Source organism: Sphingomonas benefaciens (assembly GCF_052907485.1).
Window position 1 is genome coordinate 190,751 of record NZ_JBREIC010000003.1, and the last position, 26,118, is coordinate 216,868.

The 26,118-nt window shown below is 67.5% G+C and carries 36 protein-coding genes; 12 read left to right on the forward strand and 24 right to left on the reverse strand.

Features of this window, described 5'->3' with window-relative positions; translation table 11 throughout:
• Window positions 1–2 precede the first annotated feature (2 nt).
• From hisH to hisB, 3 genes are read right to left on the reverse strand one after another with little or no spacing between them, the layout of a single operon-like run.
• On the reverse strand, window positions 3–608 hold the full coding sequence (hisH, locus tag ACU5AX_RS12020) for an imidazole glycerol phosphate synthase subunit HisH (protein WP_446691110.1): 606 nt from the start codon (window positions 606–608) through the stop codon (window positions 3–5).
• Window positions 605–922: a YciI family protein gene (locus ACU5AX_RS12025; protein ID WP_198355118.1), complete on the reverse strand. Its 318-nt coding sequence runs from the start codon at window positions 920–922 to the stop codon at window positions 605–607. Before ACU5AX_RS12025 ends, hisH begins: the two co-directional genes overlap by 4 nt.
• Complete coding sequence (gene hisB / locus ACU5AX_RS12030; RefSeq protein ID WP_446691111.1) at window positions 919–1,506, reverse strand: imidazoleglycerol-phosphate dehydratase HisB; 588 nt, start codon at window positions 1,504–1,506, stop codon at window positions 919–921. Before hisB ends, ACU5AX_RS12025 begins: the two co-directional genes overlap by 4 nt.
• Before the next feature lie 76 nt (window positions 1,507–1,582).
• Here hisB and ACU5AX_RS12035 point away from each other — a divergent pair, with 76 nt between their 5' ends.
• The 5 genes from ACU5AX_RS12035 (at window position 1,583) to gmk (ending at window position 4,981) form a co-directional block, all read left to right on the forward strand.
• The gene (locus tag ACU5AX_RS12035) at window positions 1,583–2,068 is read left to right on the forward strand and encodes an SspB family protein (protein WP_198355120.1); all 486 of its coding nucleotides are present in this window, start codon (window positions 1,583–1,585) and stop codon (window positions 2,066–2,068) included.
• Window positions 2,069–2,357: 289 nt separating this feature from the next.
• Window positions 2,358–3,749, forward strand: a complete 1,392-nt coding sequence (gene fumC / locus ACU5AX_RS12040; RefSeq protein WP_446691112.1) for a class II fumarate hydratase — start codon at window positions 2,358–2,360, stop codon at window positions 3,747–3,749.
• A 64-nt stretch (window positions 3,750–3,813) separates the two neighbouring features.
• Window positions 3,814–4,026: a hypothetical protein gene (locus tag ACU5AX_RS12045; protein WP_446691113.1), complete on the forward strand. Its 213-nt coding sequence runs from the start codon at window positions 3,814–3,816 to the stop codon at window positions 4,024–4,026.
• Entirely contained in the window at window positions 4,023–4,232 is a 210-nt protein-coding gene (locus ACU5AX_RS12050) for a hypothetical protein (protein WP_198355123.1), read from the forward strand. Before ACU5AX_RS12045 ends, ACU5AX_RS12050 begins: the two co-directional genes overlap by 4 nt.
• A 101-nt stretch (window positions 4,233–4,333) precedes the next feature.
• The gene (gmk, locus tag ACU5AX_RS12055) at window positions 4,334–4,981 is read left to right on the forward strand and encodes a guanylate kinase (protein WP_198355124.1); all 648 of its coding nucleotides are present in this window, start codon (window positions 4,334–4,336) and stop codon (window positions 4,979–4,981) included.
• 43 nt (window positions 4,982–5,024) lie between these two features.
• Here the strand turns inward: gmk and ACU5AX_RS12060 are convergent, their stop codons facing one another.
• From ACU5AX_RS12060 to ACU5AX_RS12070, 3 genes are read right to left on the reverse strand one after another with little or no spacing between them, the layout of a single operon-like run.
• Entirely contained in the window at window positions 5,025–5,711 is a 687-nt protein-coding gene (locus ACU5AX_RS12060) for an ATP12 family chaperone protein (protein WP_446691114.1), read from the reverse strand.
• Complete coding sequence (locus ACU5AX_RS12065) at window positions 5,708–5,926, reverse strand: hypothetical protein (RefSeq protein WP_446691115.1); 219 nt, start codon at window positions 5,924–5,926, stop codon at window positions 5,708–5,710. The genes ACU5AX_RS12060 and ACU5AX_RS12065 overlap by 4 nt, the downstream gene beginning before the upstream one ends.
• Window positions 5,923–6,576: an HAD-IA family hydrolase gene (locus ACU5AX_RS12070; RefSeq protein ID WP_446691116.1), complete on the reverse strand. Its 654-nt coding sequence runs from the start codon at window positions 6,574–6,576 to the stop codon at window positions 5,923–5,925. The genes ACU5AX_RS12065 and ACU5AX_RS12070 overlap by 4 nt, the downstream gene beginning before the upstream one ends.
• A 155-nt stretch (window positions 6,577–6,731) precedes the next feature.
• Between ACU5AX_RS12070 and ACU5AX_RS12075 the strand changes: the two genes are divergently transcribed.
• From ACU5AX_RS12075 to ACU5AX_RS12085, 3 genes are read left to right on the forward strand one after another with little or no spacing between them, the layout of a single operon-like run.
• Window positions 6,732–7,310, forward strand: a complete 579-nt coding sequence (locus ACU5AX_RS12075; RefSeq protein WP_446691117.1) for a TadE/TadG family type IV pilus assembly protein — start codon at window positions 6,732–6,734, stop codon at window positions 7,308–7,310.
• A complete protein-coding gene (locus ACU5AX_RS12080) occupies window positions 7,310–7,855 on the forward strand; it encodes a TadE/TadG family type IV pilus assembly protein (RefSeq protein WP_198355128.1) in 546 nt (181 codons plus the stop codon). The genes ACU5AX_RS12075 and ACU5AX_RS12080 overlap by 1 nt, the downstream gene beginning before the upstream one ends.
• Before the next feature lie 14 nt (window positions 7,856–7,869).
• Window positions 7,870–9,195 (forward strand): pilus assembly protein TadG-related protein, encoded by a 1,326-nt coding sequence (locus ACU5AX_RS12085; RefSeq protein ID WP_446691118.1) that lies wholly within the window; start codon window positions 7,870–7,872, stop codon window positions 9,193–9,195.
• Here ACU5AX_RS12085 and ACU5AX_RS12090 read toward each other — a convergent pair.
• From ACU5AX_RS12090 to ACU5AX_RS12105, 4 genes are all read right to left on the reverse strand, one after another.
• Complete coding sequence (locus ACU5AX_RS12090) at window positions 9,185–9,643, reverse strand: FMN-binding negative transcriptional regulator (protein ID WP_446691119.1); 459 nt, start codon at window positions 9,641–9,643, stop codon at window positions 9,185–9,187. The two genes, ACU5AX_RS12085 and ACU5AX_RS12090, sit on opposite strands and share 11 nt — an antisense overlap.
• 142 nt (window positions 9,644–9,785) lie before the next feature.
• Window positions 9,786–10,883: an RluA family pseudouridine synthase gene (locus ACU5AX_RS12095; RefSeq protein ID WP_198355130.1), complete on the reverse strand. Its 1,098-nt coding sequence runs from the start codon at window positions 10,881–10,883 to the stop codon at window positions 9,786–9,788.
• On the reverse strand, window positions 10,880–11,257 hold the full coding sequence (crcB, locus tag ACU5AX_RS12100; protein ID WP_446691120.1) for a fluoride efflux transporter CrcB: 378 nt from the start codon (window positions 11,255–11,257) through the stop codon (window positions 10,880–10,882). The genes ACU5AX_RS12095 and crcB overlap by 4 nt, the downstream gene beginning before the upstream one ends.
• 52 nt (window positions 11,258–11,309) lie before the next feature.
• Window positions 11,310–12,032: a hypothetical protein gene (locus ACU5AX_RS12105; RefSeq protein ID WP_446691121.1), complete on the reverse strand. Its 723-nt coding sequence runs from the start codon at window positions 12,030–12,032 to the stop codon at window positions 11,310–11,312.
• Between the two features lie 126 nt (window positions 12,033–12,158).
• Between ACU5AX_RS12105 and ACU5AX_RS12110 the strand changes: the two genes are divergently transcribed.
• A complete protein-coding gene (locus tag ACU5AX_RS12110) occupies window positions 12,159–12,380 on the forward strand; it encodes a hypothetical protein (RefSeq protein ID WP_446691122.1) in 222 nt (73 codons plus the stop codon).
• A 52-nt stretch (window positions 12,381–12,432) separates the two neighbouring features.
• Here ACU5AX_RS12110 and ACU5AX_RS12115 read toward each other — a convergent pair whose 3' ends face one another.
• From ACU5AX_RS12115 to ACU5AX_RS12135, 5 genes are all read right to left on the reverse strand, one after another.
• Entirely contained in the window at window positions 12,433–13,023 is a 591-nt protein-coding gene (locus tag ACU5AX_RS12115; protein WP_198355134.1) for a glycine zipper 2TM domain-containing protein, read from the reverse strand.
• A 107-nt stretch (window positions 13,024–13,130) separates the two neighbouring features.
• A complete protein-coding gene (locus tag ACU5AX_RS12120; protein ID WP_232474301.1) occupies window positions 13,131–13,556 on the reverse strand; it encodes an OsmC family protein in 426 nt (141 codons plus the stop codon).
• 136 nt (window positions 13,557–13,692) lie between these two features.
• Window positions 13,693–14,007 carry a glycine zipper 2TM domain-containing protein gene (locus ACU5AX_RS12125; protein WP_198355135.1) on the reverse strand — a complete coding sequence of 105 codons (315 nt, stop codon included), beginning with the start codon at window positions 14,005–14,007 and terminating at the stop codon, window positions 13,693–13,695.
• A gap of 111 nt (window positions 14,008–14,118) precedes the next feature.
• A complete protein-coding gene (locus ACU5AX_RS12130; RefSeq protein ID WP_446691123.1) occupies window positions 14,119–14,331 on the reverse strand; it encodes a hypothetical protein in 213 nt (70 codons plus the stop codon).
• 139 nt (window positions 14,332–14,470) lie between these two features.
• Complete coding sequence (locus ACU5AX_RS12135; RefSeq protein WP_446691124.1) at window positions 14,471–15,031, reverse strand: hypothetical protein; 561 nt, start codon at window positions 15,029–15,031, stop codon at window positions 14,471–14,473.
• Between the two features lie 140 nt (window positions 15,032–15,171).
• Between ACU5AX_RS12135 and ACU5AX_RS12140 the strand changes: the two genes are divergently transcribed.
• The gene (locus ACU5AX_RS12140; RefSeq protein ID WP_446691125.1) at window positions 15,172–15,591 is read left to right on the forward strand and encodes a biopolymer transporter ExbD; all 420 of its coding nucleotides are present in this window, start codon (window positions 15,172–15,174) and stop codon (window positions 15,589–15,591) included.
• Window positions 15,592–15,604: 13 nt separating this feature from the next.
• On the opposite strand, the gene ACU5AX_RS12145 is transcribed toward ACU5AX_RS12140, so the two are convergent.
• Genes ACU5AX_RS12145 through ACU5AX_RS12170 form a run of 6 tightly spaced genes read right to left on the reverse strand, consistent with a single transcriptional unit; the run spans window position 15,605 to window position 18,322 of the window.
• Window positions 15,605–15,868 carry a DUF2442 domain-containing protein gene (locus ACU5AX_RS12145; protein ID WP_446691126.1) on the reverse strand — a complete coding sequence of 88 codons (264 nt, stop codon included), beginning with the start codon at window positions 15,866–15,868 and terminating at the stop codon, window positions 15,605–15,607.
• The gene (locus tag ACU5AX_RS12150) at window positions 15,861–16,130 is read right to left on the reverse strand and encodes a DUF4160 domain-containing protein (RefSeq protein WP_446691127.1); all 270 of its coding nucleotides are present in this window, start codon (window positions 16,128–16,130) and stop codon (window positions 15,861–15,863) included. Before ACU5AX_RS12150 ends, ACU5AX_RS12145 begins: the two co-directional genes overlap by 8 nt.
• Entirely contained in the window at window positions 16,130–16,780 is a 651-nt protein-coding gene (locus tag ACU5AX_RS12155; protein ID WP_446691128.1) for a hypothetical protein, read from the reverse strand. Before ACU5AX_RS12155 ends, ACU5AX_RS12150 begins: the two co-directional genes overlap by 1 nt.
• A gap of 1 nt (window position 16,781) precedes the next feature.
• On the reverse strand, window positions 16,782–17,840 hold the full coding sequence (locus ACU5AX_RS12160; RefSeq protein ID WP_446691129.1) for a ribonucleotide-diphosphate reductase subunit beta: 1,059 nt from the start codon (window positions 17,838–17,840) through the stop codon (window positions 16,782–16,784).
• A 21-nt stretch (window positions 17,841–17,861) separates the two neighbouring features.
• Window positions 17,862–18,125: a hypothetical protein gene (locus tag ACU5AX_RS12165; protein WP_446691130.1), complete on the reverse strand. Its 264-nt coding sequence runs from the start codon at window positions 18,123–18,125 to the stop codon at window positions 17,862–17,864.
• Window positions 18,122–18,322, reverse strand: a complete 201-nt coding sequence (locus tag ACU5AX_RS12170; protein ID WP_446691131.1) for a hypothetical protein — start codon at window positions 18,320–18,322, stop codon at window positions 18,122–18,124. The genes ACU5AX_RS12165 and ACU5AX_RS12170 overlap by 4 nt, the downstream gene beginning before the upstream one ends.
• A gap of 56 nt (window positions 18,323–18,378) precedes the next feature.
• Here ACU5AX_RS12170 and ACU5AX_RS12175 point away from each other — a divergent pair, with 56 nt between their 5' ends.
• Complete coding sequence (locus ACU5AX_RS12175; RefSeq protein WP_198355143.1) at window positions 18,379–18,630, forward strand: DUF2171 domain-containing protein; 252 nt, start codon at window positions 18,379–18,381, stop codon at window positions 18,628–18,630.
• A 122-nt stretch (window positions 18,631–18,752) separates the two neighbouring features.
• Here ACU5AX_RS12175 and ACU5AX_RS12180 read toward each other — a convergent pair whose 3' ends face one another.
• From ACU5AX_RS12180 to ACU5AX_RS12190, 3 genes are all read right to left on the reverse strand, one after another.
• Entirely contained in the window at window positions 18,753–19,127 is a 375-nt protein-coding gene (locus ACU5AX_RS12180) for an endonuclease domain-containing protein (protein WP_446691132.1), read from the reverse strand.
• Window positions 19,128–19,278: 151 nt separating this feature from the next.
• Window positions 19,279–21,180 (reverse strand): ribonucleoside-diphosphate reductase subunit alpha, encoded by a 1,902-nt coding sequence (locus tag ACU5AX_RS12185; RefSeq protein WP_198355145.1) that lies wholly within the window; start codon window positions 21,178–21,180, stop codon window positions 19,279–19,281.
• A 578-nt stretch (window positions 21,181–21,758) separates the two neighbouring features.
• Window positions 21,759–24,392, reverse strand: a complete 2,634-nt coding sequence (locus ACU5AX_RS12190; protein WP_446691133.1) for a putative bifunctional diguanylate cyclase/phosphodiesterase — start codon at window positions 24,390–24,392, stop codon at window positions 21,759–21,761.
• A gap of 161 nt (window positions 24,393–24,553) precedes the next feature.
• On the opposite strand from ACU5AX_RS12190, the gene ACU5AX_RS12195 reads away from it, so the two are divergent.
• Window positions 24,554–26,107 (forward strand): fumarate hydratase, encoded by a 1,554-nt coding sequence (locus ACU5AX_RS12195; protein ID WP_446691332.1) that lies wholly within the window; start codon window positions 24,554–24,556, stop codon window positions 26,105–26,107.
• Window positions 26,108–26,118 lie beyond the last annotated feature (11 nt).

Consider the following 26,118-nt stretch of genomic DNA (forward strand, 5'->3'; position numbering starts at 1 on the left):
GGTCATGGCCGCCATTTCAGAAAGCGTTCGAGCAGCGCGATGCCATAACGCTGGCTCTTTTCGGGATGGAATTGCACGCCAAGCATCGTGTCGCGCGCGATGGCGGCGGTCACCGGACCGGCATGGTCGGTGGTGGCGACGACATCCTCGCCCTCATAGGCGTAGCTGTGCAGGAAATAGGCTTCGCCGGCGGGGACGAGCGGATGGTCGCCCGCGGGCCGGACGTCGTTCCAGCCCATGTGCGGCACCTTGGCGTCCATCGTGCCGGGGTCGAGGCGGCGGACGCGGCCCTGCATCCAGCCGAGACCGCGATGGGCGCCCATCTCCTCGCCGGTCGCCGCCATCAGCTGCATGCCGACGCAGACGCCAAGGAAGGGGCGGCCCCGGTCGAACACCGCGCCGCGTAACGCCTCCTCCAGTCCGGCGACGCGGCGCAGATTGGCCGCGCAGGCGCCGAACGCACCGACGCCCGGCAGGACGATCCGATCCGCGGCGGCGACGACGTCGGGATCGGCGGTGATCGTCACCCCCTCCGCACCCGCCGCCGCCAGGGCGTTGGCGACCGAATGGAGGTTGCCCGATTCGATGTCGATCAGCGCCAGCGTCATGCCAGCAGCTCCGCCAGCGCGGGCGCCGCCATGCTCGCGGTGAACGGTGTGACGGTCGCGCGGGCGAGGCCACCGGCTACGAACGGATCGGTCGCGACCAGCTCCTCGATCCGGGCGGCGTCGCCGCGGATGACGATGATGCCGCCGGTCCGCGGCACCTTGCGCCCCGACGCGAGGATCAGGTCGGCCGCATAGCCCTGGGTCAGCCAGGCGACATGCTCCGCCATGCGCGCGTCGATCCCGGCCAGCGGCGCGTCATAGTGCAGGTCGACGATGCACAGCGGCGCGTCGGGCCGGACGAACGGCTCGCTCACAGCATCCCCTTGGTCGACGGGATCGCATCGCCCTTACGCGGGTCGATCTCCACCGCCGCGCGCAAGGCGCGGGCAAGGCCCTTGAAGGCGCTTTCGACGATATGGTGGTTGTTCTGGCCGTACAGCGTCTCGACGTGGAGGGTCAGGCCGGCGGTCTGCGCAAAGCTATGGAACCAATGTTCGATCAGCTCGGTGTCGAGATCGCCGAGCCGCGTCATCGTGAACTGCGTCTTCCACACCAGCCACGGCCGGCCGGAGATGTCGAGCGCGACACGGGTCAGCGTCTCGTCCATCGGCGACAGCGCGTCGCCGTAGCGGCGGATGCCGCGCTTATCGCCCAGCGCCTTGGCGATCGCCTGACCCAGCGCCAGCGCCGAATCCTCGGCGGTATGGTGACCGTCGATATGCAGGTCGCCCGCCACCTTCAGGTCGATGTCGATCAGGCCGTGGCGCGACAGTTGCTCGATCATATGGTCGAGGAAGCCGATGCCGGTGCTGATCGCATAGACGCCGGTGCCGTCCAGATTGACGGTGACGTCGATCCGCGTCTCGGCGGTGGAGCGGTTGATCGTGGCGATACGCATGTCGCTTCGGCCCATAGGAGCCTCTGGCCGCACGCACAATCTTGACCGGTCGGGGGAAGCCGCTACCCAAGGACGAATGACCGACGGACTGCCCGATAGCCTGATCCCCTATGACGAGATCGTCCAGGAGGCGCTGCGCGCCGTGGTCGGGCGTGTGCTCGGCTCGGTCGCCGAAACCGGCGGCCTGCCGGGCGAGCATCACTTCTACATCACCTTCAAGACGCAGGCGCCGGGCGTCGACATCCCCAAGCGGCTGATTGAGCGCTTTCCGGACGAGATGACGATCGTCCTGCAGAACCGCTTCTGGGACCTGACCGTGGACGAGCGGAAATTCTCGGTCGGCCTGAGCTTCAACCAGGTACCGTCGAAGCTGGTCATTCCCTATTCGGCGATCACCGGCTTCCACGACCCGGCGGTCAATTTCGAACTCCGCTTCCAGGCGACCGAAGGCCCCGATGACGGCCCCGAGCCACACGACGAGGCGGAGAATGACGGCCCGACCGCGACGCCGGTCGAGGATGGCTCGAACGTCGTCAGCGTGGACTTCAAGCGGAAGAAATAGGGGCCGGCGTCCAACCGGGGGCGTTCGCCTGCGCCGTCATGACTGCGCAGGCGGGACTCGAGGTGCGCCAGCGCCGCTGGTATGCACCACCGTCCGCGCGTCTGGATCCCCGCCTGCGCGGGGATGACGGTGGGTGGCGGAGGGGCCGGCTGCCGTAGAAAGGCGATGGTTGGTCCTGCGATAAGGACGGCACACCGCCGCATCACGCCTGCTACGCCATTCCCCCCCCGGTTGATCCGCGGCTATGCTTCCGCGGGCAACCAACCCCGCTGCCGCAGGTTCACGTCGCATGACCGACACCCGCACCGAAACCGATTCGATCGGCCCGATCGAAGTTCCCGCCGATGCCTATTGGGGCGCGCAGACCGAGCGGAGCCTGGAGAATTTTCCCTTCGGACCGCGCGAGCGCATGCCGATCGAGATCGTCCGCGCGCTGGCGATCGTCAAACAGGCGGCGGCGCGGGTGAACCGCAAGCACGGCCTGGCCACCGAGAAGGCGGAGGCGATCGAGGCGGCGGCGCAGGACATCGTCAGCGGCAGGCTGGACGACCAATTCCCCCTCGTCATCTGGCAGACCGGGTCCGGCACCCAGTCGAACATGAACGTCAACGAGGTGATCGCCGGGCGCGCCAACGAGCGGCTGGCCGGCACGCGCGGCGGCAAGGCGCCGGTCCACCCCAATGACGACGTCAATCGCGGCCAGTCGTCGAACGACAGCTTCCCCACCGCGCTGCACGTCGCCGCGGCGCTGGCGGTGCGCGACCAGCTCCTCCCCGCGCTCGGCCGGCTGCACGACGCGCTGGCGGCGAAGGCCAGGGCGTGGGACAGCATCGTCAAGATCGGCCGCACCCATCTGCAGGATGCGACGCCGCTGACCCTGGGGCAGGAGGTGTCGGGCTACGTCCAGCAGCTCGCCAATGCGCGCGATCGCATCGAGGGGACGGTGAAGCGCAACATCCTGCCGCTGGCGCAGGGCGGTACCGCGGTCGGCACCGGCCTCAATGCTCCGGAAGGCTTTGCGGACGATATCGCCGCCGAGATCGCGACGCTGACCGGCATCCCCTTCGTGACCGCGCCGAACAAGTTCGAGGCGCTGGCGTCCAACGACGGGCTGGTCGACCTGCACGGCACGCTCAACGTGCTGGCGGTGGCGCTGAGCAAGATCGCCAACGACATCCGCCTGCTCGGGTCCGGCCCGCGCTCCGGGCTCGGCGAACTGGAACTGCCCGCCAACGAGCCGGGCAGTTCGATCATGCCGGGCAAGGTCAATCCGACCCAGGCCGAGATGCTGACGATGGTGGCCGCGCAGGTGATGGGCAACAATGTCGCGGTCACCGTCGGCGGGCTGCAGGGGCATATGGAGCTCAACGTCTTCAAGCCGCTGATCGGCGCCAACGTGCTGCGCTCGATCGCCTTGCTGAGCGTCGGAATGACTAGCTTCGCCGAGCGGACCGTCGACGGGATGCGTGCCAACGAGGGTCGCATCGCCGAGCTGGTCGAGCGGTCGCTGATGCTGGTCACCGCGCTGGCGCCGGAGATCGGCTATGACCATGCCGCCAAGATCGCCAAACATGCCCATGTGGAAGGGCTGACCTTGAAGGAGGCGGGGCTGGCACTCGGGCTGGTCGACGAGGCGACCTTCGACCGGCTGGTCCGTGCCGAGGACATGGTCGGGAAATAGGTCCGGAACCTCTCCTGTCGCGGCGAATTGGTCCAGTCTTGTCGCGGCTGTGAGGGAGGCAATCATGAGCGCAACGACGATAGGCGCGCTGGTCGGTGGTGCGATCGATTCGCTGTCGGGCGACGATGGCGTCGCGGACGGCGCGATCATCGGCGCGGTGACGGCCAATGTCCTGAAAGTCGTCGTGCCGATCGCGATTACTTATGCGGTCGGCTGGGCGGTGCTGCGCGGCGCGGCGGAACTCAAGGACAGCGTTTTCGGAAAGGTTGAAGCATGATCGGCAAGATTATCGGCGCTCTAGTCGGGCGCGAGTTGGACCGTCGCGACGGGTCGGATGGGGTCAAGGGCGCGCTGACCGGCGCGGTCGCCGCCGGCGTGCTGCGCCGCATGGGGCCGCTCGGCATGCTGATCGGCGGCGGCTATGTCGCCAAGAAGGCCTATGACCGGCGCAAGCTCGCCAAGAGCGGGGCGGCCTATCGCTGATGGCCCTTTCCCCGGAGACCGGGGATAAATAACCTATATTTCACGACAGGCTGGACCGCGGGCGCTTGACGCCTGCGGTCTTGGCACGTCACTAGCGCGCCATGCCCGTCACCCCATCCGATCCGCACGGTTTCAGGCGTCGCGGCGTCCTGTTCGTTCTGTCCTCGCCCTCCGGCGCAGGCAAATCGACGATCGCGCGTAAGCTGCTGGCGGCGGAGCCGGAGCTGGCGATGTCGGTGTCGGCGACGACGCGGCCGATGCGGCCGGGCGAGGTCGACGGCAAGGACTATCATTTCGTCGATCTCGAGGAATTCCGCCGCATGGTGGCGGAAGACGAGTTCCTCGAATGGGCGCACGTCTTCGGTCACCGCTACGGCACCCCGCGCGGGCAGGTCGAGGCGATGCTGGCGGCCGGCAAGGACGTGTTGTTCGACATCGACTGGCAGGGCGCACAGCAGCTGTTCCAGATCGCCGGCGGCGACGTGGTGCGCGTCTTCATCTTCCCGCCGTCGATGGAGGAGCTGCGCTCCCGGCTGACCAACCGCAACACCGACAGCGCCGAGGTGATCGACGCGCGGATGGCGCGCGCGACCAACGAGGTCAGCCACTGGGACGGCTATGACTATGTGCTGGTCAACGACGACGTCGAACAGTGTTTCGACGGCGTGCGCACCATTTTGGCGGCGGAACGGCTGAAGCGGTCGCGGCAGACGGGACTGATCGGCTTCATCCGCAAGCTGACGCGCTAGGCGGTCGCGGCCGGCGCGGGCGTCGACTATCGCAAGCTGGCGGTCAGGCGTCGAGCGCCGCGAGAAAGCGCACCGCCGCGTCGAAGTCGCGTCGGCGGACGTCGCGGGCCTGTTCGGCGAGCGGGTCGCTGCCCCAATGTTCGGCCTGCCAATCCTCGTCGAGGTTCGCCGCCGTCCATAGGGTCTCGGCGTCACCGGCACGCTCGGCCAGCGCGAGCGCCAGCACCAGCGAACCGGTGATCGTCACCACCGGCGACAGGCCGGCAAGGTGGAAAGGATCGAGGGCCGCCACCGCGTCGCCGAGGCGGGCGAGCGTCGCCGCAGGCTGCGGCTGGTGGAGGATGCCGGCAGTGACCGTGAAGTGGACGTCGTAGCGCCCCCGCGCCCAATCCAGCCAGGGATCCCAATTCGCCGCCTGACGCTCCGCAAGCGCCGGCGGTTCCGCAGCGCGATAGCAGAGCAGGTCGCTTTCGCCATAAGCGGCCAGGCCGGTGGCGAAGGCGGCGGGGGCGGCGGCAATCCGGTCGATCGCGGCATTGGCGAGGCCGGTCAGCGGCATGGCGCGCGGGTCGAGCGTCTCGCCGACGCTGCGCCATTCATCCGCCACCGCCGTCGCTAGCGCCGCGGTCGGCAGCGTCAGCGGCACGCGACCCGGCGTGCGCACCGGCCGGCCGTCGAGGGCGATCCCGCCCGCGGCATCGACCGTGACGTCGGTCCAGAAGCGCTTCACGGCTTGGGCGTCCGCCAGCGGTGGGCGAGGCTGGCCGGCACGATCGCGATCATCGCCAGGGCCGACAGCACGATCGCGATGCCGAGGACCTTGATCGGCCATTCGTGGCTGCGCGCGGCGAGGATCATGCCGAGCACCGCGCCGGCGGTGCCGACCAGGCGGATGCCGACGAGCACCATCCAGCGCCGCATCGCGCGGGCATCGTCGGGCATCATGTCAGCAGCGCCGGCAGAGCGGCGACGCGATCGGCGACCACGTCTGCGCCGCCGTTCACCAGATCGCTTTGGTCGTGATAGCCCCAGGCGACGCCGATCGCGCGCGCGCCCGCCGCCTTCGCCATCACCATGTCGAAGCTGGTGTCGCCGATCATCGCCGTCTCGGCCGGAGTCGCGCCCGCCTCCGCCATGGCGGCGAGCAGCATCGACGGATCGGGCTTGGACGGGTGGCGATCCGCGGTCTGCAGGGTGACGAAACGGTCGGCGAGGCCATGGTGGGCGAGGATATGCGCCAACCCGCGGTCGGATTTGCCAGTGGCGACGCCGAGCAACCAGCCGTCGCTTCGCAGTTGCTCGATTACCGCCGCGATGCCGTCGAACAGCGGCTCCTCCGCCATCGCGCCACTGGTGCGCAACCGGAAGAAGGCGTCTTTGTAATCCGCCGCCATTCGCCGGTGCTGGTCGGTGGCTGCGTCGGGCAGCAGCGCCTGCAACGCCTCGACCAGCGACAGGCCGACGATACGGCGGATCGCGGTGCGCGGCGGCGCCGGCAGCTCGGCGAGCAGGAATGCCTCCTCCATCGCACGGCAGATATTGGCCTGGCTGTCGACGAGGGTCCCGTCGCAGTCGAATACGGCAAGGCGGGTCATCGCGCGGGGAAAGGGGCCTGGAACATCGCTTCCGTTGGTAGCGCCGCCAGGGCCGCAAGAGAAGCGCCGCCGTGACCAGCCAACGGCCGCTTTACGACCTCTTAATCTGACTAAGGTATTTCAAATGCATGATCTTGGGTTCGCGATGGACATATATGGCCCAGTCGCTCGCGCGGCATGGCACGGCACGCCGGGGCCTGGCGCGCATTCGCGAGGATCGTCGCGGCGTCTCGCTGCTCGAATTCGCCCTGGTCGCGGCGCCGTTCATCGCCCTGATGCTCGCGGCCTTGCAGACCAGCCTGCTCTATTTCGCGCAGGAAGGCCTGGAGACCGCCGTCGAAGCGACCGCGCGTAGCGTCACCACGGGGCAAGCGCAGGCGGCCGACGCGACCGCGACATCGATGACTTCCGCCCAACTCGCCAGCCGGTTCCGCACCCAGGCCTGCGCGCGCCTGCCCGCCTATCTCAGTTGTTCGCGGCTGTTCGTCGAGGTCAAGAGTGCGACCAGCTGGAGTGCGATGACCACTACTCTGCCCGACCTGACCAAGGATTCGTCGGGCAATTTGAAGACGCCGATGAGCTATAGCCTCGGCAGTCAGGGTTCGGTGGTGATGGTCCGCCTGCTCTATATGTGGCCGCTGCAGACCGGACCGCTCGGCCTCGATTTCTCGGACCAGGGCCGCAACACGCGGCTGATCATGGCGACGTCGGTCGCCAAGACGGAGAATTACTGATGCTCCGCGGTCTCGTCCGGCCCGGTTTGGCCGAGGACCGGCGCGGCACCGCGCTGGTGGAGTTCGCCGCGGTCGCGCCGGTGCTGATCGTGCTGTGGCTCGGCAGCCTGCAGATCGAGGACGGCATCGCCTGCAACCGCAAGGTGACGGTGGCGACCCGCGCGATCGCCGATCTGATCGCGCAGAACGTCTCCGGCACAACCACCAAGGGCGAGATCGACAGCAACCTCAATGCGACGACGATGGTGCTGGCGCCATACGATGCCAGCCGCGCGACGATCCGGGTGACGCAAGTCTACACCGACGCGTTGCTCCGCACGAAAGTGGTGTGGAGCCGCAGCCTGAACGGTGCCGCGCTCAACGCCAACGATACCGCGGTGATCCCGGTCGGCCTGCGCGTGCAGAACAGCTACATGCTGTTTGCCGAAGTGACGTACAACTACAAGCCGCCGATGAACTTCGGGTTCATCGGGCCGATGAAGCTGGGCGACAATCTGTTCATGCTGCCGCGCAATTCCAACAAAATCGACTGCACGGATTGCTGAGGATCCGAACGACGATGGTTTCCTTGATCGCCTTGCTCCGTCGCCTGCGTGCCAACCGGCGTGGCGGCGTTTTCATGATCTTCGGCTTTGGCTTGCTGCCGCTGTCGTTCGCCGTCGGAATGGGCATCGACTATGCGCGGGCGATGAAGACGCAGACCAAGCTGAACGCCATTGCCGATGCCGCGGCCCTGGTCGCGGTCAGCAAGCAGGTGATGACCATCGATGACACCACGGCCGCGCTCTTGGCGACGCAGATGTTCAACACGCAGGCGCAGGCGCTGATCGACGCCAACCAGGCGCGGATCACGAGCCTCACGGTCACCGCGCCGAAGGACAGCACCGGGCGGCGCGTCGCGACGGTGGTTTATACCGCCCAATCACCCAATAATTTCGCCCGACTGCTGGGCATGGCGAACCTCAACATTGGGGGCCGGTCGACCACGACCAACGCGACCGCGCCGGACATCGACTTCTACATGTTGCTCGACGTTTCCGGGTCGATGGCGCTGCCGACAACCTCCGCCGGCCTGACCATCGTCGCCAACAGCAACAGCAGCAAATGCCAGTTTGCCTGCCATTCGACCAATGACCTCAAGGGCACCGCGAAGGACGGGACGACCAAGGATCTGTACGGCGTCGCCAAAAGCTATGGCCTGACGCTGCGCATCGACGAAGAGGGGACCGCCGTTTCCAAGTTGACCTCCGACGCGCAGAGCACGTCCAGCAAGAATGGTGCGCAATATCGCATGGCGATCGCCACCTTCCGCGGCGCGGGTGGCTTTTCCAAACTGTACGCCATCGACGATCCGAACGGACTGGCCGGCGCGTCGACCAAGACGACCAACCTGACGCCATCGAACTTCTACAAAAATGGCTGCCCGACCAGCGCCTGCGCGTCGACGGAGGTCGGCTACAACGATCGGGACACGGGCAGTTCAGACGCGTTCACGCAGATCAACGCCTGGATGCCGGATCCCGGCGACGGCATCACCACCAACGCCAAGCCGCAGGCGATCATGTTCGTCATTACCGACGGCATGCGCGACGAGACGCGGTCGAACGGCCGGCCGGAGATCGCCTTCGACACGACGAAGTGCGATGCGATCAAGGCGCGGAACATCCGCATCGCGGTGCTCTACACCGAATATCTGGCGCAATCGCTCGACAACGACAGCTGGTCGCAGAGCAACGTCAAACCGTATCTGTATCAGGTCGAGCCGGCGCTGCAGGCCTGCGCGTCGCCCGGCCTATACACCAAAGTGACCTCGGACCAGGACATCTACACCGCGCTCGACGCGCTGTTCCAGAGCGCCGTCGCCACCGCCCGCATCACCCGCTGATCGGCGCACCGGCAGCGACGGCCTGCGCCAGGAGCGGGTTGCCGCCATGCGTCAGACCGGCGATCGCACCGGCGCGATCCGCCGCCGTCTTGTTCTGGCTGAGCTTGAGGGTGGCTGAGAGGACCGGTTTGTCGATCGCAAAGCCACGGATACCCGCCAGCAGCTTGGCAAAGGCGTGCTGGTCCATCTTGGTGCGTGACCACGGCCGGTCCGCCGGCTCATGCAACAGGGCGAGGCGGTCGAGCTGTTCGACGGTGTCATCGTCGCTGATCGCGGTGGCGGTGCCGCGCATTTCGACGGCGACGTAATTCCAGGTCGGCACCTGATTGCCGGGCCGTTCGTACCAATTGGGGCTGATATAGCCGTGTACGTCAAGTACGGCGACGACCAGATCGGCTCCGTCGCAATGATCCGTGGCGGGATTGCCGCGCGCGACATGAAAGCGCACGCTCTCACCGTGCCGGGTGATCGGGGCGTGCACGATCAACGGCCCCCGGGGGCGGGAACGACGATGTGCGCCAGACCGATCGCTTCCGCCATCGCTAAAAGGTCGGCGTCGGGCTCCGGCCGGAATGCCGGATGCGGATGCATCAGTCGCGACCGCCCCGGCGGCGGCGCTCGCCGCGATGTTCCTTGCGCATCGACTTGGCGTGCGCCTTCGCGCGTTGCTTCAGCACCGACTTGGGCGGTGGCCCCTTCTTCGCCTCCTCGAGCGGCAGCGCATCGCCCTGCGCCTCCTCGAAGCCGAGGCTGGCGAGGCTTTCGGCGAAATGGTGCGGCAGCGCGGCGGTGGCGTCGATCGCGCCACCGTCGGGATGGTCGACGCGGATGCGCCGCGCATGCAGGTGCATCTTGCGGCTGATACCACCGGTCAGGAAGGCGGCTGGGCCGCCATACTTGCCGTCGCCGACGATCGGATGGCCGATCGCGGCCATGTGGACGCGCAGCTGGTGGGTGCGGCCGGTGAACGGCTGCAGCTCGACCCAGCAGGCGCGGTTGCCGGCGCGCTCGATCACGCGGTAGCGCGACCGCGACGGCAGGCCGTTCTCCTCGTCGACATGCATCTTCTCGCCGCCGGTGCCGGGCTGCTTGGCGATCGGCAGGTCGACCATGCCGTCGTCGATCGACGGCACGCCGACCACCAAGGCCCAATAGACCTTGCGCGCCGTCCGGCTGGAGAAGGCCTTGGCGAAGAAGGCGGCGGCGCGGCTGGTGCGGGCGACGAGCAGCGCGCCGCTGGTGTCCTTGTCGAGGCGGTGGACCAGCTTGGGCCGCCCCTCGCTTTCGAACTGCAGCGCGTCGAGCAGCGCGTCGACATGCTCGTGCGTCTTGGTGCCGCCCTGCGTTGCCAGGCCAGGCGGCTTGTTGAGCACGATCGCCGACGGGTCGCGGTGGATCACCATCTCGCGGGCAAAGGCGATCTGGTCTTCGGTCAGCGGCGTGCGCGGCTTCTGCGGGCGCGGCGCGTCGGTGGCGGCGGGTTCGGCCGGCGGCACGCGCAGTACCTGGCCGGCGGCGATCCGGTCGCCGGGCGCGGCGCGGGCGCCGTCGACCCGCAGCTGGCCGGTGCGCGCCCATTTGGCGACGGTGGTGAAGCTGGTGTCGGGCAGGTGCCGCTTGAACCAGCGGTCGAGGCGGATGCCGTCGTCGTCGAGGCCAACGGTGAACTGGCGGACGGCGTCGCTCATGCGGTGATCCCCCTGGCGAGTGCGAGACCGGCGGCGAGCGCGAGCAGCGATCCGGCGACGGAGACGAGAATATAGGCCCAGGCGACCGGCGCCGCGCCACGCTCGAACAGAGTCACCGCGTCGAGCGAGAAGGAGGAGAAGGTGGTGAAGCCGCCGAGCACGCCGACGCCGAGCAGCAGCCGCCAGGTCTCGCCGCCCTGTCCCAGCCGCGCGAGGGTGCCGACGAGCAGCCCCATCAGCAACCCGCCGACGAGGTTCACCGTAAGCGTGCCGTAGGGAAAGGCGGGACCGAGCAGCGCGAGCATGGCGCGGCCGACCAGATGACGTGCCCCGCTGCCCAGCGCACCGCCGATCATGACGAGGACGAGTGGCATAATCGCACCGCCCTAGAGGCAAATGCGCCGGAAGGGAAATGCCGGCGGCGGCTCAGCGCACCAGCAGGTCGACGTCGGTGCCGCCGCCGGGGCGCGGGGTGGCGTAGACGACATAAGCGTCGTTGCCGCGGGTGCCGCCGAGCACATGGCGGTCGCCGTCCGCCTGATGGTCCGCCGAATAGCCGGCGCGGGTGACCCGGGCATGGTACCAGTCGAGGATGCGACCGACCGGCGCGCTGCTGGCGAAGCCGACCGCGCGCAGGCCGCAGCCATCGTTGCCGGCCGCCTCCGTCACCCGCGCGTCGGGGTAGAGCGGCACCGCGGCGGGCAGGCGGTTGGCCCAGCCGGCGGAATAGCTGACGCTGGCAGCGCAGTCGGCCGAGCCGGGCGACTGGCGCCGGGCGAGTTCGCCGAGGGTGAGCGCGCCGTCCGCCTTGCGGCATTGCGGGCAATCGCCCCGCGCAGCCGGCGTCGGCTTGAGGTCGGCGGGTGAGACGCCGTCGGGCCGGCTGCCGAGGTCGGCGGGCGGGATCGCGTCGGGGTCGGGGCGGCTGGGCGGGCGGACGACGTTGGTGTTGGCCGATTGGGTGAGGGCGGGATCGACCATGATCTGGTCGCGCAGCGCGGCGGTGAGCGCCGGGTCGCGCTGGTTGGCGGGCCGGGCGCCTTCGGTCAGCTCGCGGTCGAGGCTGTCGAGATCCTGTTGCGCGGACGGTGCCTTGCCACAGGCGGCGAGCAGCAGAGCGACGGCGAGCAGGGCGCGGGAAGCGGACACCGGGGATATCTGGCACGACCGCCGCTAAGGAACCACCGACAGGCGTGGTTAACGGTCCGGCACCGTCGCCCCGACGCAGCGGCGGCGATGCTTGTGCCGGGGCGCAGCATTGCCCATGTCAGGGCGATGCTGAACATCCTTTCCGTGCTGATCGGCCTGGTCACGCTGGCGCTGGGCCTGGTCGCGTTCGTGCCGTTGCTCGGCTGGCTCAACTGGCTGGTCATTCCGATCGGCATCGTCGGGGCCGCGGTCGGCGCCCTGTCCTCGTCGAACGGCGGCCGCAACCTCAACCTGCTGCTGATCGTCGTCTTCGCCCTGCGGCTGATGCTGGGCGGCGGGATCTTCTGAGCACACGAATCGGAGCCCGGCAGGTGCCGGGCTCCGTCCCCGTGACGAAGGCTTAGCGACAGACGACCTGGCCGCGGTCGACCGACTGGCCGAGCAGGGCCCCACCGGCGCCGCCAACCAAGGTGCCGAGCAGGCGCGAGCCACCGCCGGCGATGACGTTGCCGAGCGCACCGCCCGCCAGGCCGCCGACGATCAGGCCGGTGGTGCCGTCCGAGCGGCGGCAATAATACCGCCCGTTGGTGCCGCGATAGATGCGGTCGTTGCGGGTCAGCCGGCGCGGCTGGTAATAGCGGCCGTCGCGATAATAACGGTCGGCGTAATAGGCGCGCTGGCCCGGCGGCAGCCGGTTATAGTCATAGTTGCGATAGGCGCGCCAATCGTCGCGGCGGTCCTGGCGGATATCGCGCAGATCCTCGCGCCGGTCCTGGCGGGCATCGCGGACCTGGTCGCGATATTCGCGGCGGGCATCGCGGACGTCGCGCGGCGAATCGGCATCGCGCAGGTCGCGGCGATAGTCGCGCTGTGCGTCGCGCACTTCCTTGCGATATTCGCGGTTCGCGCCGTACGGCGTGTCCTGCGCCGCGACCGGCATCGCGGCCAGAGTGGTGGCGGCCATCGCCACCGACAGAAACAATTTACGCATCACACTCTCCCGTGTTGATCGATGCAAAGACAACGGCTTGGCCAAAGCGCGGTTGCGTGAACCGGAAACTACGTCCGGTTCACGTCACCGACAGGCGGCGCCGCCGCTCAGCCGAAGCGGACGTCGAGCGCGATGTCGCAGTTGAGCACCTTCGACACCGGGCAGCCGGCCTTGGCCTCGTTGGCGATCCGTTCGAACTCGGCGGGGTCGATGCCGTCGACCTGACCGGTCAGGCTGAGCTGCGAACGGGTGATGGTGAAGCCGTCGCCGTCCTTGTCGAGCGTCACCTTGGCGGTCGTTTCCAGATTGCCCTGGCTATGGCCGGCGCCGGCGAGCGCGAAGCTCAGCGCCATGGTGAAGCAGCTGGCATGGGCGGCGGCGATCAGCTCTTCCGGATTGGTGCCCTTGCCGTCCTCGAAGCGGGTGTTGAAGCCATATTGCGTCTCGTCGAGCACGCCCGACTGGGTCGAGACATGGCCCTTGCCGTCCTTGCCGAGGCCTTCGTAGCGGGCGGAGCCCGAGCGGGTCACCATGATGCTGATCTCCTGAACACATGAATGGGGCGCCGCGAGTCTCCCCGCGACGCCCGTCCAACGCGCCACGCGCGTTTTGGCGGCATGATCGCCCGTGTCCGCTACCGCGCCGAGGCACGGCGGCGGACCGGCCGGATCAGCGGCAGCCGCGACGGCTGCGCTGGCTGCTGCGGTCGACCTCGCGGCCGAGCAGGCCGCCGGCGACCGCGCCGCCGAGCGTGCCAAGCGTACGGTCGCCGCGCGTATCGATCGTGCGGCCGAGCAAGGCACCGGCGACGCCGCCGACCACCAGGCCGGTGGTGCCGTCGGGCTTGCGGCAGCGCAGGCGGCCGCGATCGTCGCGCCACTCGCGATACTTGTAGCGCTGCGCGCCGGCCTGCGACACCGGCACCACCATCGTCGCCGGCAGCACCATCGCGGTGCACCCCAGAGCAAGCATCAACTTACGCATCGGAACAACTCCCTTTCGTGAAGAAACTGTCATGAAAACGTCGCCCGATTAGCGGGGGTTGCATGAACCCAGAACAACGTTCCATTCAGGAAACGACCGTCCCGAAACGGATCAGCGCAGCGCCGCGATCGCCGCCGCGACATCTTCATTGTCCGGCTGGTCGGTGTCGTCGCCGGTCGCGGCCGCCGTCGCATGCGTGGCCCCATCGGCCCGATGGCGCTCGCCGGGCAGCGCATCGGCGAGGTCGGCCGCCGCCCAGACGATGCCGGCCGCCCAAAGCAACGCCGCCCAGCGGCTGCGGAACAGGCGCGGGCCGGGCAGCATCGCCGTGCAGCCTGCACGCCGATCCCTTGCCGCCGGCTTGCCGGACGGGGTTAATCGTGGGCCATCCCCATCGCCATTGTCGCCGTCACCGAGGCGGATCGCAGCCGGAAAGTCGCAAAGGTCGCACCGATCGCCCCCGTCAGGCGAGCGGCGGCGGCGGCAGCGGCACGTCATAGTCCGCCGCGCCGAGCGGTTCCGGCGGGCAATCCTCCGGTGCGACGTCGGTCAGCGCGGCGAGCGCATCGGGCAGGTCGCCGAGCGCCCACACCGAGCGGCGGTCGCTGCGCGCGATATTGGCGGGGATCGGGCCGAACAGATGCGGCATCATCTTGCCGAGCAGGAAGACGAGCAGCCGGTCCGACGGCACCCGCGTCTCCGACACCAATTCGCCGTCCTTCCACACGGTGCGTGCGCTGCCGTGGATCGCGCGGTCGAAGGCGATGCCGAGCAAGCGGTGGCTGGCGGCGAGCTGCGCATGGTCCCAGGCCTTGGCGAAGGCGGCGCCGAGCGGATGCGCGCGCAGCCGATAGGCGGAGCGTGGGGTCAGGCCGACCGATTCGGCCGCGGCGGTGACGCAGCCGCTTTCCGCCAGCGTGGTGAGGAAGCGGCGCTGGCGATCGGCGGTCCAGCCGTCGTGGCGCGGGCGCAGCGCGACGGGCTGGAAATCGGGATCCGGATCGATCGGGGCAGTGGCGGTCATGACAGGCTCCTTCGCTTGAGGGAGTCAATCACCTAACCAAATAGGTTATTGTAGGACATGGCTGGGACTACTCACAGTGGCGATTGACGGCGGTGGCGACGTATGATGTTATCACGTTACATACAGCCGGGAGAAAGAGGATGCGTCGCCTTCGTCCTGCCACCGTCGCCAGTGCCGAGATCGGCGAGCCGATCGCCGCGCTCAACATCACGCCGCTGATCGACGTGCTGCTGGTCCTGCTGGTGATGATGATCCTGACCCTGCCGCAGGTGCTGCACCAGGTGCCGATCGACCTGCCGCAGAGCGGCCCGGTGCCGGCGGCGGAGCGGGTGGTGCATAGGCTCGATCTGGCGCGGGGCGGGGCGGTGACGCTGGATGGCGCGGCGGTGGCCGATGCGGCGCTGCCCGCGCGGCTGGCGGCGGTGAAGGCGGACCCGGCGGCGGTGCTGGTGATGCACACCGACCCGGAGGCGCGCTACGAACGTTTCGACCAGACGCTGGCGGTGGTGAAGCGCGCGGGGATCGCCCGGCTGGGGTTCGTGGGGAATGGGCCGTTGTAAAACATACGTTGGTTCAAGCGGCCGGGCGCACCAATCCACCGCTCGCCGCCAGCCGCCGATGCAGCGCGTCGGCGGACAGTTCGAAGCCGTTCGGCCAGGCGAGCGCACCCGCTTCGATAAAGGCGCGCGCGAAGTAGGCCGGGTCTGCCAGCGGGCGCGTCATCACCGTGTCGCGGGCGATCAGATCGGCGGCGGACCATGCCGCGCTGCTGCCGTCGCTGAAGCTGAGCGCCAGCGTGTCGGTGCCCGTGACGGCGATGTGGACCAGCTTAATCATCGAGGTCGGCTCCGGCGATCATCTCCAGCGGCTCGAGTGCAACGCCGCGCTGCCAGTTTGCCATAAGCTCCTCGCGATGGTCGAGTGCCCATTGGCGCACAATGCGTGCCGCCTTGCGGGGGAGCGACCCTTGCGTGATTTCGCCATCCTCGATGCGCACGAACGCCTCGAACCCCTGATAGGTCGCATGGAAGTGCGGCGGCGGGTGATCGTCGAAATACATGCGGATCACAATGCCAAAGAAGAGCGAGATGACGGGCACTATTCGGCCTTTACGATCTTGCATTCTACGAAGCGAACCTCAAACTGCCCTATTTTTTCAATCCTGCCTATCGCGTATAGAGCATCTCCTTCTTTAAGAGTTTCCAAAAACTCTCGATCTTGATTGAAGGTCAAGGAAATGGACGAAAGATTCCGGGCGTCATCAGGTCTTTCATGGAGGATTGCGCCGGTTTTCTGTCCGCTGAGTGCGTATACCGACGACACTCTGCCGCGCAGCCTCATCCATTTACCGCGATAGATTGCGGCTAGTTTATCAGCCTGAATGGAGGTGTGGTCGGCGTAGATCTTCATCAGATCGGTAGTGCTAACTGTCGATGAAGCAAATATTACGCCAAAATTGGTATCTCCTCGGGACGACGCAGTTTCCTGCATCGGAACTTCTGCTTCAAGGCTGGGGGCAGTTTTCGACGGCGCCGAGATATCGCCGTCCGAGGCTAAGGTGCCTCCCTTTTCATATCGCGCGATAGTATCGTCACGCAATTTTAGCCGATGCTCGTACCCCTCTATGATCCCATCGTAGCGCCACTTTAGCACTCGCCAGATCACGCCGCATGACGCCACCAGTAGTAGTATGAAGGGCAGCGGAGCCCTCCATACTTCAGCAACCTGGTGCGAAATTAAAATCGCCACTTCACTCCGCCGCGACCCCAGCCCGCGAGAACATATCCCCCTCGACCACGCCGGCATCCTCGTTCGCCGGCTTGCTGCCCTTGGCCTTCTGGCGCTTGTCGAAGCTGTCCCAGACGTCGTTCCACTGGCCCTTGGTCGCCGCCTTCGAATATTCAGTGGCGCGGGTTTCGAAGAAATTGGCGTGCTCGACACCGTTGAGCAGCGGCGTCAGCCACGGCAGCGGGTGTTCGTCGATCATGTAGATCGGCTTGAGGCCGAGCTGGCCCAGCCGCCAATCCGCGATGTAGCGGATGTACTTCTTGATCTCCTTGGGCTTCATGCCCTCGACCGGGCCCATTTCGAAGGCGAGGTCGATGAAGTTGTCCTCCAGCCGGATCGTCGTCTGGCAGACGTCGGCGATGTCGTCCTTGACCGCCTTGGTCAGGCACTGGCGCTCCTGGCAGAAGGCGTGGAACATGCGGATGATGCCTTCGCAATGCAGGCTCTCGTCGCGCACCGACCAGCTGACGATCTGGCCCATGCCCTTCATCTTGTTGAAGCGCGGGAAGTTCATCAGCATCGCGAAGCTGGCGAACAGCTGCACGCCTTCGGTGAAGCCGCCGAACATGGCGAGCGTGCGGGCGATGTCCTCGTCGCTGTCGACGCCGAAGTTCTGCATGTAATCATGCTTGTCCTTCATCTCGGCATATTCGAGGAAGGCGCCATATTCGCTCTCGGGCATGCCGATCGTGTCGAGCAGATGGCTGTAGGCGGCGATGTGCACCGTCTCCATGTTGCTGAACGCGGTCAGCATCATCTTGACCTCGGTCGGCTTGAACACGCGGCCGTATTTCTCGTGGTAGCAATCCTGCACCTCGACGTCGGCCTGGGTGAAGAAGCGGAAGATCTGGGTGAGCAGGTTGCGCTCGTGATCGGTCAGCTTCTGCGCCCAGTCGCGGCAATCCTCGCCGAGCGGCACTTCCTCGGGCAGCCAGTGGAGCTGCTGCTGACGCTTCCAGAACTCGAACGCCCAGGGGTATTCGAACGGCTTGTACTGCTTGGAGGCTTGGAGGAGGGGCATGGGTTACTCCGGGGTAATGCGTTAGAAACGATGATGGTGGTGAAGGTAGGCCAGGATGGCCACGACCGACACGATCGGTGCGGTGATCATCATGCGGCGGCCGCGTGCGTTGATCTGATCAACGTCGAGATCGCCGGCGAACAGGCCGGGTTTCGGTCCGGAGAAGAGGCCGCCGAGCGGCGCGTTCTCCCACGGATTGTGGTCTAGTCGGGCCCAGCGCCGGCCGTGGCCCGCGTTGATGACGCCGATCGCACCGACGGCGAGGACGAAGAAGAGGTCGTTCATCCGCCGACGCTCCATCGCTGCATCTGGCCGGCGCCGACCGCGAGCAATATGCCCGCCGACAGCGCCATGATGCCGACCATGCGCAGCACATAGGTGCGCGCCGGCCCGCCCTCGCGGAGCAGCAGCAGCAGGCTGGCGGCGCCGATCAGGATCAGCACCACCGCGACCGCATACATGATGAGCGACTGACGGATCATGCATCCATTCCCCGTGATGCTCGTTTCGCGTCCGACCCTATCGAAGGAGGAACGTCGTGCACGATCATAGCAACATCAAGGAACATATGAAGGTCATCGGCGCCGACGGCGTCCATGTCGGCACCGTCGACCATGTCGATGGCGAGCGCATCAAGCTGACCAAGAACGATTCGCCGAGCACCGAGGACGGGCAGGGCGGCAAGCATCACTATCTGCCGGCCGGGCTGGTCGCGGAGATCGAGGGCGACACCGTGCGCCTGTCGGCGACCGCGCAGAACGCCGTCGACATGTTCGAAGAGGCGGAGTGAGGTGCGGGCGGCCCGGGATTGCCTGAGCAATCCCGGGACCCGCCGCGGCGGGCAGCGGAGCAGGCACGGCCGGCTCCGTCTGACGGCGCGGCGTGATGGCCAGAGGACAGGGGTGGTGCCGGTCATGCGGTGCCGCCCTTTTTCGTGTCCGCCACACGCGCGCCGACGTTCGCCACGACACCGTCGAGGTTCATCATCACATCGGCGTTGGCGAAGCGGATCACGTCATACCCTCCGGATTTGAGGAAGCGGGTGCGCTGCGCGTCCCGTTCCGGTTTCAGCGCGTGGTCGTCGCCGTCGACCTCGATGATGAGGCGTTCGGAAAAGCAGAGGATGTCGGCATAGAACGGACCGACCGGCGCTTGGTGACGCCATTTCAGATGCGGAAAGGCTTCGCGCAGCGCGCGCAGCAGGCGTCGTTCTGGCTCCGACGCCTCGCGGCGGAGCTGGCGGGCGCGCTGGACGGTGCCGGAGCGATGATTGTCGTAACTGCGCACACCCTCACCCTTCCGCCGCTCCGCGGCTCCCTCCCTCTCCCGATGGGAGAGGGAATTAGCGGCAACCTGCACCCCTCTCCCGCCGGGAGAGGGAGGGGCCCATCGCGTCAGCGATGGGAGGGTGAGGGTGTCAGCGAACGGCCCGATCACCTCACTGACAGGCCAGACACTCGTCATAATCCGTCGTCTCGCCGATCTCGAACTTCGGCGCGCTGATCGTATTGTCCGCCTCGACGCCGCCGCTGCCGGCGAAGCCGGCGCGCTGCACCGACTTGGAGCGGAGGTAATAGAGCGACTTGATGCCCAGTTCCCAGGCGCGGAAGTGGAGCATCAGCAGGTCCCACTTCTCGACGTCCGCCGGAATGAACAGGTTCAGCGACTGCGCCTGGTCAATATAGGGCGTGCGGTCGCCGGCCAGTTCGAGCAGCCAGCGCTGGTCGATCTCGAAGCTGGTTTTGTAGCAGTCCTTCTCCTCCTGGTTGAGGAAGTCGAGGTGCTGGACCGAGCCGCCATGTTCGAGGATCGAATTCCACACCGCGTCGCTGTTCTTCGCCTTTTCGGTGAGCAGCTTCTCCAGATACGGATTCTTGACCGCGAAGCTGCCCGACAGCGTCTTGTGGGTGTAGATGTTGGCCGGGATCGGCTCGATGCAGGCCGAGGTGCCACCGCAGATGATCGAGATCGACGCGGTCGGCGCGATCGCCATCTTGCAGCTGAACCGCTCCATCACCCCCATGTCGGCGGCGTCGGGGCAGGGCCCGCGCTCGATCGCGAGCTGCATCGACGCTTCGTTCACCTGCGCGTTGATGTGCTTGAAGATGCGCAGGTTCCACGACTTGGCCATCGCCCCCTCGAACGGCAGGCCGCGTGCCTGCAGGAAGGAGTGGAAGCCCATCACGCCCAGGCCGACCGAGCGTTCGCGTGCCGCGCTATAGGCGGCGCGCTCCATGCCCGGCTCGTGGCGGTCGATGTAGTCCTGCAGCACGTTGTCGAGGAAGCGCATCACGTCCTCGATGAACTGCTTATCGTCCTTCCACTGGTCCCAGGTCTCGAGGTTGAGGCTGGACAGGCAGCAGACCGCGGTCCGGTCGTTGCCGAGGTGATCCTTGCCGGTCGGCAGCGTGATCTCGCTGCACAGGTTCGAGGTCGACACCTTGAGGCCGAGGTCGCGGTGATGCTTGGGCATCGCCTTGTTCACATGGTCGGCGAAGACGATGTACGGCTCGCCGGTGGCGAGGCGGGTCTCGACCAGCTTCTGGAACAGCGCGCGCGCATCGACCTTGCCGCGGACGCTGCCGTCCTTGGGGCTCTTCAGCTCCCATTCGGCACCGTCGCGCACCGCCTCCATGAAGGCGTCGGTGAGCAGCACGCCATGGTGCAGGTTGAGCGCCTTGCGGTTGAAGTCGCCGCTGGGCTTGCGGATCTCGAGGAACTCCTCGATCTCGGGATGCGAGATGTCGAGATAGCAGGCGGCCGAACCGCGGCGCAGCGAGCCCTGGCTGATCGCCAGGGTGAGCGAATCCATCACGCGGACGAAGGGGATGATGCCGCTGGTCTTGCCGTTGAGGCCGACCGGTTCGCCGATGCCGCGGACGTTGCCCCAATAGGTGCCGATGCCGCCGCCGCGCGACGCCAGCCAGACGTTCTCGTTCCAGGTGTCGACGATGCCGTTGAGGCTGTCGGGCACCGAGTTAAGGTAGCAGCTGATCGGCAGGCCACGACCGGTGCCGCCGTTCGACAGCACCGGCGTCGCCGGCATGAACCACAAGCGGCTGATGTAATCGTAGATGCGCTGCGCATGCGCCTGGTCGTCGGCATAGGCGCTAGCGACGCGGACGAACAGATCCTGGAAGCTTTCGCCCGGCAGCAGATAGCGGTCCTTCAGCGTCTCCTTGCCGAAGTCGGTGAGCAGAGCGTCGCGGCTATGGTCGACGTCCAGCGCATAGGGCTGGGCGACCGAACGGCTGCCGGTGGCGGCGGGCGCCGGCGTGGTGACGGTGGTGTCGAGCGTGTCTACGGTCATCGTCGCATCCTGCGTATCCCTGAAATCCATCGGCCCCGTCGCTCCTTGTCCTGTCGTCCGCCGGGGCACCGGGGCACGCCAAATGCAGCGTGACGGCGCCGGCCGGGGATCGTATAGCCTTGGTCGTCCACCGCCCCGGGGCATGCGGCCGGATCCCCCCGCAATCTGCGGCGAATGCCAGCTTTATACCATCCGTAGGGTCGGCCCCCGAAACCAACCCCCATAAATTGTGGCAAACCGTGCCGGGAGGCAAGAGGTTAATGATGCGCCGACGATCCGGTTCCGGCGGTTGTGACGGCGCTGTTACGGACCCGGACGATGCGACGCGCGGACTTCTGCGGGTTTCGCGAATGGCAAGGGGGCGGGGGCGACCGGAAAATATTTTCTATCAACCGATCCGGGCCGAAAACCCGCCCGGATCGGCTGTTTCGGCATAGGGCGGGCGGGGTGGCACCGCCCGACCGGCGGGGAGCGCCACCACCGCCGATGGCTCGCCCGCAAGTCGTTGCGCCAGCAGTGAAATGCTTCTGCCTCGGCAGAAGCGAGGACGCTGGCGGCTGAACCACCCACCGACGGGGCGTGCTGCCGGCGCCCGCGCGCCTGCCCGCTCAACCCGTCCGACGGAGCGCGCGGGCTACCGGCTGGTTGAGCAGGTCGAGGTCGAAGGCGTCGAGGAACTGCAGGCCAGCCTTGCCGTCCCGCGCCCAAGCGACGCGAGCGGTGACCATTTCATTCTCGACCAGCTCGATCAGGACGTCGAGCCCGGTCGCGTCGCCGTCGATCGACAGTCCCTCGACCAGCGCGCCGTGGGGCGAGATGTCGCGGACGCGCACGTCGCCGCGCGCCGTGCCGAGCGCGATCCGGGCGGAGCGCAGGATGCGGGTGCGCGGGCCGCGGCTGATCTTGTGCCCGACCGGTGCCAGGCGATCGCCCTGCAACTGCTCCTGCACGCCGTCGGCCGGCACCGGCCGGCCGTAGACGAAGCCCTGGATGTGGCTGCAGCCGAGCGCGCGGACCAGCGCGATCTCGTCCTGCACCTCGACCCCCTCCGCCGTCGTCTCCATGCCCAGGGTTTCGGCGAGGGTGACGATCGCCTTGATGATCGCGGCGTTGCGGTTGCCGGGCTGCACGGCGCCGCGGACGAAGGACTGGTCGATCTTGATCTTGTCGAACGGCGCGTTGCGCAGATAGCCGAGCGACGAATAGCCGGTGCCGAAATCGTCGAGGCTGAGCCGGATGCCGAGCCCCTTCAGCGCCTTGAACATCGAATCCGACGAATCGTTGAGGAAGGCGCTCTCCGTAATCTCCAGCTCCAGCCGGCGCGGCGGCAGGCCGGCATGGCCCAGCGCGCTGGCGACCAGCGAGGGCAGCGCCGGATTGGCGAATTGCAGCGGCGACACGTTGACCGCGACGCGGACCGGCCGCGGCCAGCGCGCCGCCTCGCGACAGGCGGTGCGCAACACCCATTCGCCGAGCGGCGCGATCAGCCCCGATTCCTCCGCCACGGGGATGAAGGCGGTCGGCGAGATCGGCCCGCGCGTCGGGTGATTCCAGCGCAGCAGCGCCTCATAGCCGACGATGCTTTCGTCGAGCGTGCTGACCAGCGGCTGGTAGACAAGGTGGAAGCCGCCGTCGTTGAGCGCGGTGCGGATATCGTCCTCGAGCTGCTTGCGGGTGCGCGCGCCTTCCAGCATCTCTTCGGAGAAGAAGCGATGAACGCCGCGCCCGTCCGCCTTGGCGGCATAGAGGGCGAGATCGGCATTGCGGATCAGCTCCTCGGCATCCTCGCCATGGTGCGGCGCGATCGCGACGCCGATCGAACAGCCGATCGACACCGAATTGTCGTGAACGAAATAGGGCTGGGACAGCGACCGGATCAGATCATTGGCCAGGGCGGCGAGCGTGTCGCGCTTGTCGAGGCCGGGCAGCAGGACCTGGAATTCGTCACCGCCAAGCCGGCCGACCAGGCCCTTGTCGCCGACGCCACGCTGCAGCCGCTGCGCGACTTGGACGAGCAATTCGTCGCCGGCCTGGTGGCCGAGCGTATCGTTGACCGCCTTGAACCGGTCGAGATCCATCAGGAACAGCGCCGCTGGGCGATAGGGGCCGGCCTGCTGCTGCAGGGTCTTGTCGAGGCTGTGCCGCATGCGCTGGCGATTGGCGAGGCCGGTCAGGCTGTCGAACAGCGCGAGGCGGGTGATCTCCGCCTCCGAACGGCGCTGTTCGGTGAGGTCGCTGCCCGAACCGATGAAGCCCTGGAACCGGCCGAGATGATCGACCAGCGGCCGCCCGGAGATCGACCACCAGCGGTCCGGTTCCTTCGCCTGCGTCGCGCAGACGGTATAGTCGGCAAAGGAGGTGCGCGACGACAGATGGAAGGCGAGCGTCCGCTCGGTTCCCGGTGCAACGCTGTCGAGGCGCAGCACGTCGATCAGCATCCGCCCGAGCGGCGGTTCCGCGTCGCGCGCCAGTGCGCCGGCCACCTTGGCCGACAGATAGGTCAGCCGCCCGTGGCGATCGGTCTGCCAGAACCAGCCGGCGCCATGCGCCTCGAACTCGCCGATCATCCGCGTCGCAAACTGGCCGGCCTCGCGCTCCTCGGCACTGGCGCGGCTGGCGGCGATGTCGATGCGGGCGACGCGCAGCGAGGCGAGCGCCAGCCCCGTCAGGACCAGCGCGGCGACCCCGACCGGCGCCCAATGGTGGCTGAGGATGGCGAGCATCAGCACCAGCCCGCCGCCGAAGGCGAGACTGGCGGCACGAACCGGATGCAGGATCAGGGCGGTCATGCCCGCCGCGCCGAGCATGCCGACGAAACTGGCGAGCTGCAGCGGCCCTGCGGGCAGCGCGATGGTCGACCACAACATCGCCATGATCGCCGCGGCCATGCCGCCGCCGGCCAGTGCGAAGCTGCGCGTGCGCAGATGCGCCGGCCAGGTGCGCACCTCCTGTCGGACAAGCAGCGCATAGCCGGCGAGCGACAGCGCGATCAGGAAGCCGCCGTGGATCAGCGCGGCGACCACCATGCCGGGCTGGCGCAGCGCCAGCGTCGCGCCGATCAGGATCAGGATGGCGAATCCCTGCGCCAGCATGGCGAACGGCCAGACCACGCCGACCAGATGCAGGCCGGAATCGTGACTGCGCAGGAAGCGGTCGCCGGCGTCGTCGGTCAGGCCGAGCAGCTGCGCCGGAGAGGTGTTCCGTTCGGCATCGATAGCGGCGCGGCTCGGGATGATCGGCATGCGGACAGCGTAACAATGTCTGGTTGCCGAAGGGTTTAGAGGCGGAAGGGAATCGATGGGACCGCCGCCGATGCGCGGCCCGTGTCGGACCGACCGCGGCGGGGGCCTTGGCGGGCGGGGCGGGGGGAATTAAGGCTTCGGCGCAAAGGAGCCTGTTGCCCGTGATCTCCCATCATCCTGCCGCGTCGACCGGCGCGATCGTCACCATCCGCCCCGACGACCTGATCGAGAGCGTCGCCGACGCGCTGCAGTTCATCAGTTACTATCATCCGATGGACTATATCCGCGCCCTGGGCGAGGCCTATGCCGCCGAGCAGAGCCCGGCCGCCAAGGATGCGATGGCGCAGATCCTGACCAACAGCCGGATGTGCGCCGAAGGGCACCGCCCGATCTGCCAGGATACCGGCATCGTCACCGTCTTCGTCAAATGGGGCCAGGATTGCCGGCTGGAAGGCGACCGCAGCCTGCAGGAGGTCGTCGACGAGGGGGTGCGGCGCGCCTATCTCCATCCCGAGAACAAGCTGCGCGCGTCGATCCTTGCCGACCCGGCCTTCACCCGCCGCAACACGCGCGACAACACGCCCAGCGTGCTGCATGTCGAGATGGTGCCGGGGGGGCAGGTCCATGTCGACGTCGCGGCCAAGGGCGGCGGCAGCGAAAACAAGACCAAGTTCAAGATGATGAACCCGAGCGACTCGATCGTCGACTGGGTGCTGGAAATGATTCCGCAGATGGGCGCCGGCTGGTGCCCGCCCGGCATGCTGGGCATCGGCATCGGCGGCACCGCGGAAAAGGCGATGGTGCTCGCCAAGGAATCGCTGATGGGCCAGATCGACATGGCGCAGCTCAAGGCGCGCGGGCCGAAGAACGACCTGGAGGCGCTGCGCATCGAGCTGTTCGACAAGGTCAATGCGCTCGGCATCGGTGCGCAGGGACTGGGCGGGCTGTCGACCATCCTCGACGTCAAGATCCTCGACTGGCCGACGCATGCCGCGTCGAAGCCGGTGGCGATGATCCCCAATTGCGCGGCGACGCGCCACGCGCATTTCACGCTCGACGGGTCGGGGCCGGTGTTCCTGGAGGCGCCGAAGCTCGACGAATGGCCCAAGGTCGACTGGCAGCCGGACAGCGCGGCGATCCGCGTCGACCTGGACACGCTGACCCCCGAGGTGGTGCGGACGTGGAAGCACGGCGACCGGCTGCTGCTCAACGGCAAGATGCTGACCGGCCGCGATGCCGCGCACAAGCGCATCGCCGATATGCTGGCCAAGGGCGAGGAGCTGCCGGTCGAGTTCAAGGGCCGCGTGATCTACTACGTCGGGCCGGTCGACCCGGTCGGCGAGGAAGTGGTCGGGCCGGCGGGGCCGACCACGGCGACGCGGATGGACAAATTCACGCGCATGATGCTGGAGCAGGGCCTGCTGGCGATGGTCGGCAAGGCGGAGCGCGGCCCCGCCGCGACCGAGGCGATCCGCGATCACCAGAGCGCCTATCTGATGGCGGTCGGCGGCGCCGCCTATCTGGTCGCGCGCGCGATCAAGGGGAGCAAGGTCGTCGGCTTCGAAGACCTCGGCATGGAGGCGATCTACGAGTTCGAGGTGAAGGACTTCCCGGTCACCGTCGCGGTCGACGCCGAGGGGCAGAACGTCCACCAGCTCGCGCCGTTGGTGTGGCGCGAGAAGATCGCGCGGGAAGGGCTGCTGCAACCGGCGTGATCGCATTCGCC